Raw genomic sequence first — 14070 nt, forward strand, 5'->3', positions numbered from 1 at the left:
ATAACACTAAGTTAATAGCATTGGTGTCCCCACAGACCACCGGAATACTATATTGTTCTCAGCATCCCGCTAAGCCCCTTAAAAATAAACGATAACATGTCGTAGCGAGACGCTACCAATGCTATTAAGTTAAGCCAATAACCCCGGATAATATAATTTAACCACAGATAAAAAGGATGCACACAGATAAAATCCGTGTTTATCTGTGTGCATCTGTGGTTAAACTTATTTTATGAGATCAACAGAAATATTTAAGTAATTATTAAGGTGTCCACCAATTACCCGAAGCCACAATCATGCAGAGCAGGGTTATCGAATCACCAAAATAACTGCCCGATCTTTTTACGCCATTATCCCATAGCTTATTGAGCCATAACTGATTGTCTTTACTGATCATGGCACTTACCATAAAAGGCGATTGGAAAGCCAGATCAGTATTGTTTCTTCCGGATAATACCGAACCATCCAAATGATAACCCGTATAAATTTTGTTCACTTCGCCTGATGAAGCTTTTTGTATCCAGGCATTCAATGTGGTGAGCTGTGCCAATCCACGTTTATCGCCTGTTGTAAGGTAATCGGTAGCCAAACGCCACGGAAAGCGGGCCGAATTATAAGAGTAAGATCCGTCAGTATCACCTTCAAGCAGCTCGCCAACAGCAGGAATAAAATGTCCGTTTTTTCTTTCAACAAAATCTGGCATTAAACCCGTTTTTGGACTGTTATTGGCAAAAATATGCTGTGTAATAGCGTAAGTACTATCTACCACAGTATTCCATGCCTTGTTACCCGTCGCTTTTTGATAGGCTTTTAATTCTTGCAACATAAAATCTGATGGGCGACTCCCATCGCTAACCCTCGAGCCTTCATTACCTGCCCAATCGCCCATTTTAAGTGTTTTAAATTTCCGGTGAACGATAGATTGCATCAAGGCATCAATTACCTGTAAAGCTTCTGCCTTATAATTAATTTCTCCGGTGCTGCCCCATATTTTATCGGCCAGTAAAAATGCGTATGCTATATCCATATCCCCATCGGTTGCGCAACTTCCCCCTACCGAAACTACCTTACCATCGCGGATTCCCTCCTGCCAGCACATCAGATGTTTGTTGCCATTACTGGGGTGAGCCTTGAAAAAACGCACCATGCCATCGAAATATAATTTGGCATCTTTATCGTGCCAGGCCATATAAGCCATAGAGATCATGCCGTAGCCATGCGCTTCAGAAACGGTTACCGTTCCGGTGCGCTGGCTTTTAATATAATACTGGCCTTTTACGCCAACATCTTCTGTAAGGTAATTCTTTTTCCAGCGATCGTACACCATACCCAGGTCTGCATTTATTTGTTCTGGTGATTTATGGTTGGGTTTGATGGTTCCTGGTGTATAATCCGTTTTTACAATTACTTTTTGTTGCGCATAGCTAATGCCGGTTAGTGTCATTACCTGGATCAGGAATAATAATAATTTATTCATTTTGGTTAGCTTATAAATAGAATGTTTGTGGCACAAATAGAGCAAAACCAAGCCATTGCGACAAGGAATTTAGACCGAAAATAGTTGTGGTAGTAGAGATGTAGTATCTAAAAAAGTCTCGTTATAGGGGTAAGAGCTAGCAATCTGCCATTGCACTTCGCTGCTGGTCGTCATTTCGACCCAAGCATCGCGAAGTGGAAAAATCTATCTCGAGACAGATTTAGCTTTGCTGAGCACTGCGTGGTTTTCGGTTGCGTTGCACTCCACTCGAAATGACGGCCTGCGAGCGGTATTACCGTTAATACTCGTTTCTAACGAGCATTAAACAGAATATCGTTTACAACGATAAAATCGTGTAGTTATTTATACACTCGTTTGGAAACGAGCGCAAGCAAGAAGGAACTAAAGTAATATAAAAATCATTCATCTATACTTGGTTTACCCGGCTTTTAGGATCAAAACAAGATTGTAGAGCAAATGTAGAGGCAGCACAAGGACGCAGTATGTAGATAAGGTTATAAATTCGGACTGCATATACCAACCTAAAATCTAACCAATATATTATGAACAAACAATCATTATTTTCAGCAGTTATAATGCTAATCATCCTCATTATAGGATGTAAAAAAGCAGAATCCAAAGATGAATTGCCTAACCAACCGGTTTACGCAACAAGTATTTCCATCAAATCGAACAATGAAAACCCGGAAATCGGTTCACTGGTTTCGTTTACTCCCATTTACAAGTACAAAGTGGATAAAATCTCATGGTTTATTGACGATGTTGATGCAAAAGCGGTATCCGGTGCCAGCATTTACAGTAATGTGCTGAGTTTTATGTTTAAAGATAACAAAGAGCATACTGTAAAAGTTGTGGCATCGGTTAAAAACAGGGAAATTACAAGCACCAAAAAAATTGGGGTAGCTAAAAAATTCAATGTAATTGCCTTTTACAATGGTACCTACGATCTAGCACACATTAACTTTGTTAAAGAAGCAAACGAATGGTTCCCTAAGGCCGGCGAGCAATATGGTTTTACTTATACGGCTACAAATGACTGGAGCAAGCTGAACGAAACCTTTCTTGCGCAATACCAGGTGGTTCTTTTTCTTGATGACCGCGCACCAAAAGTCAGGGAAGCAGCTTTTCAGGCTTATATGGAAAAAGGTGGTGGCTGGATGGGGTTCCATGTTTGTGCATTTAACACCAACCCGGCCGAATGGGATTGGTACTACAATAAATTTCTAGGCGTAGGTAGTTTTAAAAACAATACCTGGTTCCCTACTACAGCTGTATTGAAATGCGAAGATCAGAAACATCCCTCAACACTGCGCCTTCCCGAAACGTTTACCTCTTCTGTTAGCGAATGGTACAGCTGGACAAAAGATCTGCGCCAAAATCCGGATATTAAAGTGTTGTGTTCGGTACACGAAAGCAGTTTCCCGCTGGGCACCGATCCTAAACAAAGCTGGTACAGCGGCTACTATCCTATTATATGGACGAACAACAAATATAAAATGCTTTATGCCAATTTCGGTCACAATGCGATGGATTACGCAGCAAACGTTGGCAAATCGTCTACTTTTGGCAGCGAAATCCAAAACAAATTCATCATCGACGGGCTTTTGTGGCTTGGCAAAGAAAAGTAAGCGATAAGTATTCAAAATTTGACTACTGATAAACACAGATAATTTGTCATCCTGAGCCTGTCGAAGGACCTGCGCAAATACTATTTATTGCGTTTCGACAGGCTCAACGTGACCAACCGTTAAAGAAAATAGGATTATGATACCGCGATATTAAAATATTACTACTCAAAGAAACAACAATGAGAAAATTTATACTACTATACCTTATTTACATCACCATCACCAGCAGTTACGCCAACGCAAAGCTACATCATGATAAACCAAAAATCAGGATTTTTGCCCTTGCCGAAAATGGCGGTGGCCATGCTTTATTTGATCGTGCGGCAAAAATATGGTTAAATAAACTTGCTGAAGAAAAGGGATTCATCATTGATTATGCCAGCGATACAAAAAAAATCAATAAGGAATTCTTAAAACAGTACCAGCTTTTTATTCAGCTTGATTATCCGCCTTATCCCTGGGAAAAAGAAGCCCAGGAAGCTTTTAAAGATTATATCGTAAATGGCAAAGGCGGATGGATCGGCTTTCATCATCCTACCCTTTTGGGGGTGTTTGATAATTATCCCATGTGGCAATGGTATTCTGATTTTATGGGGAAAATAGAGTTTAAACGGCATATTCCCGGTGGCACTTTTGCCAAACTTAACCTCGAAGAAAAGAAACATCCGGTACTAAAGGGACTGCCCGCATCTTTTACCACAAGAGATGAATGGTATATTTATAACCGGAGTCCGCGGCCAAATGTACATGTGCTGGCCAGTATTGATGAATCTACCTACAATCCCGGCAAAGATGTTATGATGGGCGATCATCCGGTAATCTGGAGCAACGAACAGGTCAAAGCAAAAAACATTTATATCGCCATGGGCCATTTCCCCGAACTTTTGGAAGATAAAAACTTTACCACCCTGTTCCGTAATTCTATTTTATGGACTTTAAAGCATTGATACCTTTTCTATTATATCCAGCAATGGCAAAATCGTACCCATAAGGATTTGTTCATTTTGCAAAACATTTCCCATTTAAACAAAATGTTAACTAAATTACAGCTCAATTCTAATCAATTTTATCCTAAGCCTAATTTATGAATCGGTTTATCCCCTTTCACTAAATCCATTAATGAAAAAAATTTCCTTATTAATTCTGATCTGCAATGCCTTTATAGGTACTTTAATGGCACAATCTAAACTGGCCATACCTTCAATTAAAAGTTATACTACTGCTGATTATAATGCCGGAAGCGGAATATGGGACATTAAACAGGGCAAAAACGGAATACTTTATTTTGCCAACAACGATGGACTGCTTACTTTTGATGGCAGCTACTGGAAAACATATCCGCTACCCAATAAAAGTGCAATCAAGTCGCTGGAGATTGATCCGTCGGGCAAAATATATGTTGGTGGACAAGATGAAATAGGGTATTTTTTTCCTGATCAGTCTGGTATACTGAAATTCCATTCGCTTAAACACCTGATGCCCGAAACGGCCAGGCAGTTTGCCGATATCTGGAACATTGTACTTTATAAAAACGAGGTCTTTTTCCGGACTATAGAATGCATTTTTGAGCTGAAAAACAACAAAATCACTACTTACGACGCCCCGGGCGGATGGATTGCATTAAGCCGGGTGGGTTCGGTACTGTTTGCATCAGATAAAGATCTCGGACTTTTGTTTTTCAAGGATTCTAAATGGCAACCGTATGGCCCGGCGCCAAAACCCGGGCAGTTACAAACCTCAAATCTTCAAATTACGGGCATTGCAGCTTATAACAAAGATTCGCTATTGCTTACCACACGTAAAAGCGGTCTTTTTTTAATGGGTAGCACTATGCTGAAAAAAATGGCAACTTCGGCAGATGGTATTTTGAACAGCAGTTTAATTAACGCCGCAACAAAAATAGCTGAAAACAGGTTTGCCATCTGTACAGCTTCCAAGGGGCTGATCATCATCGATGCGCAGGGTAAACTGATTGAGCAATTTTCTAATAAACATGGTCTCCAAAATAACAATATCAACAGCATTTTACTTGATAACAATCAAAACCTGTGGCTGGGCCTGGAGAATGGCACCGATTTTATCAATTACAATACTTCTATAAAACACATTTATCCGAGCAGGGAAAATCATGTTAAAGGCAACGCCGTAATCATATCTGGCAAGAGATTATATATTGGATCTTCTAACAGTTTGTACAGCGCAGCGATTAGCGATCTGCAAGGTGATATCAGTACAGGCACGGGTTTATTTACTGAGGTGGAGAATACCAGGGGCGCTGTACTTAGTTTGGCGCAGGTAAATAACAACCTGCTTGCAGGGCATCAGGATGGGGTAATGAATATTGTTAACAACCAGGCGCACCTGATAACCAATGGTCCCGGTGCGTGGATGTTAAAGGCATTTCCGCCTTCAGGAGATGTAATTGCTGGTACCTACACTGGTTTTCAACTGTTAAAAGCCCGTAATGGCGGTTTTGTAAATGATGGAAAAATTAACGGTATTTATGAATCATTGGGTAACCTCGCTAGGGATAATGAAGATAATTTATGGGCTACACATCCGCATAGGGGGATTTTTAAGGCCAGATTATCTGCAGACAGGAAAACGGTACTCCATTATAAAATCTACACAAATGATGATGGGCTGCCATCTAAATTAAACAACCATGTTTATTTTATAAATAACAAAATCATTGCTGCTACAGAAAAAGGCATATATGAATATAATGTTAGGCAGAATAAATTCATTTTTTCAGCTTTTTACAAACCTGTATTTGGTAATAATCCGGTAGCCTGTTTAACGGAAGACCGTTTAGGAAATCTGTGGTTTGTAAGCAACCAGCGTGTGGGTGTTGTTGACTTTAGCAGATCGGCTGAAAAAGGAAAATTTAATCCGATTTATTTCCCGGAACTTACCGGACAAACCGTTAAAGGCGCTGAACATATTTATCCTTATAATATGGAAAATATTTTTATTGGCTCTAACGACGGGGTTTTTCACCTCAATTACCAACGATATGTATCTTCAGAAAGTAAGCTCAATGTTCTGCTTACCTCGGTAAAAGCCATAGGCGAAAAAGACAGTCTGATATTTGGTGGTTATTTCCTTAAAAATGGTCAGATCTCAAGCGGTCAGGCTGCAGATCAAGTAACAAGTCTTTCTAACCAATGGAATTCTTTTCATTTTGAGTATTCTTCTACCCTTTTTGCGCAAAAAGGCAACGAAGAGTTTTCTTATAAGTTAATCGGATTTGATAACGAGTGGTCCAGGTGGTCTACAAAAACTGAAAAAGATTATACCAACCTTTCTTATGGAAAATACACTTTTTCGGTTAAAGTCCGCAATAACCTGGGGAACGCTTCTGCGCCTGTAAATTATACTTTTATCGTTGAACCGGCCTGGTATCAAACGCTTTGGGCCATTTTACTTTACCTGGCAATCCTGGTATCGATTATTTACTATTTTGTTAACCGACAGCAAAAGCGGTTTGCACTCCACCAGAAAAAACACGAAGAGGAGCAGAAAAGGCTCAGCTATTTACATGGACTGGAAATGGACCGCAATGAAAAAGAAATCATTGCTCTGAAAAACGATAACCTTGAAGCAGAACTGAATTATAAAAACCGGGAGCTTGCAACCATCACCATGCATTTGGTTGATCGTGGTAAATTATTGCAGGCCATAAAAGATGAACTGATCACACTAACACAAAAACTGAACATTCCGGATGCTGATTATCAGTTTCGCAGGGTGTATAAACTGATAAGTGATACGGAGAATGGCGATGAAGACTGGGATCAGTTTGCCATTTATTTCGATCAGGTATACAATAATTACCTGGCAACCATGAAAGTAAAATTTCCAAACCTTAGTGCTACCGATCTGAAATTATGCGCCTACCTCAGGCTGAATCTTTCTTCAAAAGAAACGGCGCAACTGCTCAATATTTCACTAAAAGGAGTAGAAATCAGTCGCTACCGTTTACGGAAAAAATTAAATTTATCGACAGAAGTAAACCTCTATGATTTTTTAATAGAATCAACCAACTAAAAGGGAGTTATTTTTTGCCAGCCGTCCAGAAAATAGCATTTTTAAATAAGGTGGTATAATCTTTACTCTCGAATAAAATTGGCGAGTGGCCCATAAAAATGTAAATGTTACGCGCTTTATAGGCCGGGTTTGTCCATACTACCGGATGATCGCCCATGGTGATGCCGTCTTTAGGTTCGTAGGATTTTTCGTCTACACTGGCAAGTACTTTTACATTGGCACGCGGACTTTTATCGTAGGTATACCATTCCTCTTTTTCAACCCAGAATGATGGGGATACGCCTTTCATTACCGGGTGTTTCTGATCTTCTACATTTACTTTACCCCTTGCAAATTTGGCAATGTAATTTTTGAATTTAATTTCGCCCATAAATTTGTAAAACCAGGGCCAAAGATGATAACCATCAAAATCGCCCAATAAAGTAGCATGGTGAAACCCAATCCACCCCCCTTTGCCCTGATCAATATAGTTTTCGAAAGCTTTTACGGCTTTATCTTTCCAGGCATAAGGCGGGTAATCCAACTGGATAAAAAGCTGGTATTTTGAAAGAAACGCGCTGTCTATCTTATCCGTGTTCTGAATATATTCAATACTAAAATTTTCCTCTGCTGCCAGTTTATTGAGCCACAGCACTGCTGCTTTTGAATAGTCGATATGGTGCCCGCCATTCTCATAAAGCGCAATCACTTTAAATTTGGGTGTTTTTTGTGCCAGTAAAGTGCCTGCATTAATAAGTATAATGGCTAGTAATAAGGTTATCTTTTTCATTTCTGTATATGTTTTGAAACTTATTTCAATTAATAATATGCCTTTAAAAGGTTTTCTGTAAATATTTAATTTTTTACTGACACCCTGTCCATGTTCCCAAATTAGGATTAGCGTCTATCTGGTAGGAAAGATCCGCATAACGATTATTAAGTAACGAGGCCAAAATTACCACTACTAAATAACCATAAATCCCGCCAATTAACATCATGCGACCTTCATTTCGCCGCACAAAGATTAAAAGGCAGGATCAGGCTTGTTCTTCAAAGCTAACTGATTTCATTTTCGTCAAAGATTTTTAAACTACTACATTAACACTACCCCCTTATAGCTTGATGACTTCCCCTTCTGTACTAATCTGCCAAATCTGCAGGAAAAATTAATCCAATGGTTTCCCGCGGATTTCGCTGATCTCGCAGATCTTATTTGAATTTACTCCTCATCATTGCGAACCGAAACTAGCAATACAGTCAGGCTTGAAGCAATCTTTCTTATCCCCTTACACTCCGTTTGAAATTTAAATTTGGTTATTGATCATTAAAACTTAATCATTCATTTCTCTGCGGTAATCCGCAAATCAGCGGGAGTATTATAATAGACACACGTTAAGTAATCTTTCTTATCTGTGAATACTCCGTTTGAACATTGAAATTTGATTATTGATTATTAAAAATCATTCATTATTCTCTATTAAAAAGGCAATCTACGCACACTTGTAGAGGCATTGTAGTGGTCATAAAATCGCTATTAATCAAAGTTTCCCTGATAATTGTAAAACGCAAATCCGCGTTAATCTAACCAATATATGCATACAGCTTGAAACACTGTTGCTGAATAAACTAAAGAATAAACCACCTTATGGATAAAACCGTAAACAGCCGGAAGTTTCTGATTGCCACGCATGGTACCCTTGCTTCTGGGATAAAGTCATCGCTTGATATCATTATCGGAGCTACCGAAAACCTCTTTCTCATGCAGGCCTATGTAGAAGAAAATAAATCACTGGAAGAAGAAATCGTTCCATTTGTTAAAGAACTTGGCGATGATGAAGAACTGATTGTTTTTTCCGATTTATTGGGTGGCAGTGTAACCAACCAGATCCTTCAGTATGGTTTAAGGGATAAGGTGCATATCGTTGCCGGTTTTAACCTGGGTTTGGTGATGGAAATCCTGCTTTCGGATATTGAAACACCTGTAGAACAGGTGATTGCCGAAGCAATTATAAATGCAAAAGAACAGATGGTGTATGTAAATAAACTTTTAACAACCCAAAATACCAACAATGATTAAGTTAACCCGCATAGACGACAGACTGGTGCACGGACAGGTAGCTTTTACGTGGACTCCCTCGCTAGGTATTGATTGCATTTTAGTAGCAAATGATAAGGTTGTGAAGGATGAGTTCCAGAAAATGACTCTTAACCTTGCCAAACCTTCAGGAATTAAATTACTGATCAAATCGGTAGCTGATGCCGCTGTTTTTTTAAATGATGAGCGTAGTAAAGCTTTAAAAATCCTGGTATTGATTAACAATGTAAAAGATGCCGGTACATTGGTTGCGCTGGTTCCGGAAATTACTTCGATTAATTTAGGCGGTTTAAGATCCAAAGACGGATCGAAACTCATTTCAAAGGCTTTTGCGGTTAACGGTGATGATATCGAAATTATCCGCAACTTACTGGAAAAAGGAATCGAACTGGAAGTAAGGCAGGTACCTACAGACAATAAAAAATTTGTTAAAGAACTGATTTGAAACCATTAACTAACATTTACCTAAATAATAATTAAGTTGTCGTTTTTATACCTGCTTATCGCACTCATCGCGGTGTTTGGCCATTCAGAAGATTTTTTGGGCACCACTTTACTCAGTCGCCCGTTGATATTAGGTCCACTCGTTGGCCTTGTACTTGGTGATGTAACCCAGGGTACCATTATTGGTGCCACACTCGAATTAATCTTTATAGGCAATATAAAGGTTGGTGCTGCTATTCCTCCTGATGTAATTACCGGCGGGGTGCTGGGTACCGCTTTCGCCATCATCTCGGGCAAAGGCCCGGCTATTGCGCTGGCCATTGCAATCCCGGTTTCAATCTTAGCAGAAATAGTAATCAGCGGCCTTTTTGTTTTTCGTCCGGTATTTAATAAAAGGTTTAACCAATACGCAGAAGAAGGCAACTTTAAAGGTATACAGCGTTTGCATATTTTTTCCGGCAGTTTAAAACCTTTGCTAATGGGGATTATCGTTTTTCTAGCGCTGCAACTTGGCGCTACAACCATGAAATCATTTTTAGACCTTATTCCAACTTGGGTCCAATCCGGCTTACAGGTTGCCGGGAACATGCTGCCTGCACTGGGTTTTGCGCTGCTGATGAATTTGATGTTCAATAAAACCGTTGCCCCTTATTTCTTTCTGGGTTTTATGCTAGCCAGTTACCTCAAACTGCCGGTAATTGCTATCGGAGGATTTGGGCTGATTATTGCTTTATTGGTTACACAAAAACCTCAGGAAAAAACAATCGCAAACGAGGAGGATGATTTCGCTACAGAAACAGAAGAACTACTTGCTGATATACTTGCCATTAAGCCCAGGCTGAGTAAAAAAAATATCCGGTCTTTATTTTGGCGCTCCATGTTGCTCGAAGCTAATTTCAACTTCGAAACCTGGCAAAACACTGGCTTTGCTTATGCGTTAATCCCGGTATTAAGAAAACTTTATCTTACCAAACAGGCCATGGCAGCGGCCTTAAAAAGACATCTGCAGTTTTTCAATACCAGTCCTTATGGTTCAACATTAATTCTTGGCATTACCGCGGCCATGGAAGAGCAGAACAGCAGGAATGAAGACCTTGATGAGGAGTCGATCAATTCTGTTAAATTAGGTTTAATGGGACCGCTTGCCGGCGTTTTCGATTCGTTATTCTGGGGAACTTTTAAGGTAATTGCCGCAGGGGTAGGCACATCAATGGCCATTAAAGGAAATATCATTGGGCCCATATTGTTTCTGTTCATCTTTAACCTTCCACATTTACTGCTGCGTTACCAGCTCACTTTTATCGGATACCATACAGGTACTAAATTTCTTCAGGATCTGGCAAAAAACAATGTGATGGACAGGCTCACAAAGGGAGCTTCCATCCTTGGCTTAATGGTTGTTGGTGCCATGCCCGCTACGCTGATGAACATTAATACCCCGCTTAAATTGGGTAGCGACAAATCTGCAGTGAGTTTACAAGCAATTTTAGATCAGATGATGCCGGCCATGATTCCGTTGGGACTTACCTTCCTGGTGTATCACTTTGTGAGAAAGAATGTAAAAACCACTTATTTATTAATCGGATTACTTGCACTGGGTTTTGCCGGGAGTATCATCCATTTATTCGCTTAACCGGTAAAAATATGATTAACGGAGTTGGCGTTTCACCAGGTATAACTATCGGCAGGGCTTTTGTAATAAAAAAGAACCAGGGCAAGATTAACGGACGCTTATTAAATAACGAAGCTGAGATCCTTCACGAGATTAAGCAATTCGACCTTGCTGTTGAACTTGCCACAGCAGAAATACAAACTATAAAAACCGATACCCAAACCTCATTGAATGAGGAAGAATCTGCCATCCTCGAAACCCAGATAGAACTGATTGGCGATCCGCAGATCAGGGAAGACGTAATTGGAAAAATCAACGCGCAAAAAATTAATGCCAGCGATGCTTTATTACAAGTGCTTGATGCTGTAGTACAATTGTTTGAAAACATGGATGATGAATATATGCGGGCACGATCATCCGACATGAAAGACATTGCCAACCGCATCTTCAAACACCTGAATAAAACAGAAAGCGAAGTTCATCGCTTCGAACCGAATACCATCATTATCGCTGATGACCTCGCTCCTTCCGATACCATTACAATGGATATCAGGTACATAACCGGATTTGCCACACAAACCGGTAGCAAAACTTCTCACACAGCCATTATTGCAAAAGCTAAAGGGATTCCTGCAATTGTTAACTGCGGTCAAAAAATATATGAAATCCGCAATAATGATGTAATTATCCTGGATGGTAGCAAAGGTATACTGTTTGTTAATCCAGATGAAAATGTGCGCAATCAATATCAGGCCGTGATCATGGATTACCAGAAACATAGTGAAGAACTAAAGTTGTTAAAAGATAAAACTGCAATCACATTAGACGGTACTAGGATCACACTTTCAGGTAACATTTCAGAGGCAGGCGAAATGGACTCTATGTTTAACCACGGTGCCGAAGGTGTGGGCTTATTGCGGACCGAAATGCTGTTTATGGACCGTAACCAGTTCCCTGATGAAGATGAACAGTTCGAATTCTATAAAACCATTGCTTTAAATGCTAAGGGCAAACCGGTAATTATTAGAACCATTGATATTGGTGGTGATAAAAGCCTGCCATATTTTAATTTACCTGCAGAATTAAATCCTTTTCTGGGCTACCGGGCTATCAGGATCTGTTTAGACAGGCCAGACCTTTTCATTACACAGCTAAAAGCCATATTAAGGGCTTCGGTTTATGGCGGGCTGAAAATCATGTTTCCGATGATCTCAAATCTGTCAGAAATCCTTGAAGCAAAAAAGATTCTGGAAGAAGCTAAATCAAGTTTAACGCAACAAAATGTAAACTTCAATGCGGACATTGAAGTAGGCATCATGATCGAAATTCCTTCGGCGGCCATAACAGCTGATATTTTGGCCCGCGAAGTCAGTTTTTTTAGCATTGGCACCAACGATCTTTGTCAGTATATACTGGCTGTAGACAGGATGAACGAAAAGATCAGCCACCTTTACGATCCTTTTAATCCGGGTGTACTCAGGCTGATCAGTCATGTGATCGAACAGAGCCAAAAACACAACATCCATGTAGGCATGTGTGGCGAAATGGCAGCAGATCCCTTGGCTACCCAATTGCTGATGGGAATGGGACTCAAAGAATTTTCAATGTCTGCCACCTCTATTCCCGCTGTTAAAAAGATCATCCTTTCAAACAATATGGAGAAAGCAGGGGAAATCTGCAGTAAAGTAATGCAAATGAACAGTTCAGCAGAGATTATCTCCTATTTAGAACAAAACCTATGATAAGCAAAGATTATATCATTACTGCGCCCCTGGGGCTGCATGCACGGCCGGCCACAAGCCTCATCAGGCTGGCAAAAAATTACAAGTCGGCCATAAGCCTTAAAAAAGGCGAAAAAACCATCAGATTGAACAGCATGTTAAATATTCTCTCTTTAAATGTAAAGGGTGGAGAAACCATTTCCGTGTTTATTGAAGGTGAAGATGAACAGGCAGCATCAGCGAATATTGATCAGTTTTTTATAACAGAACTAAAAAATCTATAAATGAAGATTACCATAACAAAAAACGAACAGGAATTTGATACCGTATCAGCCTGGCGCATTATAGCTCAGATGCTGGAAAAGAAAAATTCAGTGATCGGACTTTCTACCGGTCAAACTACCATCAATATGCACCGCATTGTGTCTGATATTTACACTCAATATCCATTTGACGTAGCGAACATTACCTTATTTAATGTAGATGAGTTAACCAACCTCGATCGCTCTTATGCAGGAAGCTGTTACACCATGATATTAAATCAGATTGCCGGTCCGCTTGGTATTCCAGCCGATAATTTTATCATGCCTCCAACACTGTCGGATGATTTCGAGGCAGAAAGCATACTCTTCGAAAAAAGACTGGCCGAACGCGGTGGTGCCGACTTGCAGATGCTTGGTTTGGGCAGCAATGGCCATATCGGTATTAACCAACCCGGAACGCCTTTTGAAAGTGAAACATGGGTATCGCCCATGGATCCCGATTTTGAAGCCCGTGTAAGAAGGGAAACGCAGGTACCACCAGAAATTGTCCTGGGTGGTTTAACAAGAGGCATAAAAAACATCATGCACACCCGTAAACTCATTTTAATTGCCAAAGGTGCCCATAAAGCTGAAATTGTTAAACAGGCTATTTTAGGGCCGGTAACCACCGATATTCCCGCATCAGTAGTTCAATTGCATCCTGATTGCGAAATCCTGTTAGATGCTGAGGCTGCTTCACTGATTGCTGATTATGCTAAAGAACGCGGATATTCTTTCTAG

General features: G+C 40.1%; 11 protein-coding genes. 9 read left to right on the forward strand and 2 right to left on the reverse strand.

Translation table 11 applies throughout. The annotated features are described in order from the left end of the window. Positions 1 to 262 precede the first annotated feature (262 nt). Positions 263 to 1477 (reverse strand): family 8 glycosyl hydrolase, encoded by a 1215-nt coding sequence (locus DRW42_RS22965; RefSeq protein WP_113951216.1) that lies wholly within the window; start codon positions 1475 to 1477, stop codon positions 263 to 265. Between the two features lie 563 nt (positions 1478 to 2040). Here DRW42_RS22965 and DRW42_RS22970 point away from each other — a divergent pair. The 3 genes from DRW42_RS22970 (at position 2041) to DRW42_RS22980 (ending at position 7176) form a co-directional block, all read left to right on the forward strand. Continuing rightward, positions 2041 to 3126, forward strand: a complete 1086-nt coding sequence (locus tag DRW42_RS22970; RefSeq protein ID WP_208643616.1) for a ThuA domain-containing protein — start codon at positions 2041 to 2043, stop codon at positions 3124 to 3126. 179 nt (positions 3127 to 3305) lie between these two features. Next, positions 3306 to 4073 (forward strand): ThuA domain-containing protein, encoded by a 768-nt coding sequence (locus tag DRW42_RS22975; RefSeq protein WP_113951217.1) that lies wholly within the window; start codon positions 3306 to 3308, stop codon positions 4071 to 4073. 172 nt (positions 4074 to 4245) lie between these two features. After that, on the forward strand, positions 4246 to 7176 hold the full coding sequence (locus DRW42_RS22980) for a two-component regulator propeller domain-containing protein (RefSeq protein WP_113951218.1): 2931 nt from the start codon (positions 4246 to 4248) through the stop codon (positions 7174 to 7176). A 7-nt stretch (positions 7177 to 7183) separates the two neighbouring features. On the opposite strand, the gene DRW42_RS22985 is transcribed toward DRW42_RS22980, so the two are convergent. Then, positions 7184 to 7945, reverse strand: a complete 762-nt coding sequence (locus DRW42_RS22985) for a ThuA domain-containing protein (RefSeq protein ID WP_113951219.1) — start codon at positions 7943 to 7945, stop codon at positions 7184 to 7186. Between the two features lie 855 nt (positions 7946 to 8800). Between DRW42_RS22985 and DRW42_RS22990 the strand changes: the two genes are divergently transcribed. From DRW42_RS22990 to DRW42_RS23015, 6 genes are read left to right on the forward strand one after another with little or no spacing between them, the layout of a single operon-like run. Continuing rightward, positions 8801 to 9232 carry a PTS sugar transporter subunit IIA gene (locus DRW42_RS22990; protein WP_113951220.1) on the forward strand — a complete coding sequence of 144 codons (432 nt, stop codon included), beginning with the start codon at positions 8801 to 8803 and terminating at the stop codon, positions 9230 to 9232. Beyond that, positions 9225 to 9695 carry a PTS sugar transporter subunit IIB gene (locus DRW42_RS22995; protein ID WP_113951221.1) on the forward strand — a complete coding sequence of 157 codons (471 nt, stop codon included), beginning with the start codon at positions 9225 to 9227 and terminating at the stop codon, positions 9693 to 9695. Before DRW42_RS22990 ends, DRW42_RS22995 begins: the two co-directional genes overlap by 8 nt. Positions 9696 to 9731: 36 nt before the next feature. Beyond that, positions 9732 to 11327 carry a PTS system mannose/fructose/sorbose family transporter subunit IID gene (locus DRW42_RS23000; protein WP_113951222.1) on the forward strand — a complete coding sequence of 532 codons (1596 nt, stop codon included), beginning with the start codon at positions 9732 to 9734 and terminating at the stop codon, positions 11325 to 11327. An 11-nt stretch (positions 11328 to 11338) separates the two neighbouring features. Continuing rightward, on the forward strand, positions 11339 to 13048 hold the full coding sequence (gene ptsP, locus DRW42_RS23005) for a phosphoenolpyruvate--protein phosphotransferase (RefSeq protein ID WP_113951223.1): 1710 nt from the start codon (positions 11339 to 11341) through the stop codon (positions 13046 to 13048). Then, on the forward strand, positions 13045 to 13311 hold the full coding sequence (locus DRW42_RS23010) for an HPr family phosphocarrier protein (RefSeq protein ID WP_113951224.1): 267 nt from the start codon (positions 13045 to 13047) through the stop codon (positions 13309 to 13311). The genes ptsP and DRW42_RS23010 overlap by 4 nt, the downstream gene beginning before the upstream one ends. Continuing rightward, a complete protein-coding gene (locus tag DRW42_RS23015) occupies positions 13312 to 14070 on the forward strand; it encodes a 6-phosphogluconolactonase (protein WP_113951225.1) in 759 nt (252 codons plus the stop codon).

Source organism: Pedobacter miscanthi (genome assembly GCF_003315595.1).
In the GTDB taxonomy this organism is placed as follows: Bacteria; Bacteroidota; Bacteroidia; order Sphingobacteriales; family Sphingobacteriaceae; genus Pedobacter; species Pedobacter miscanthi.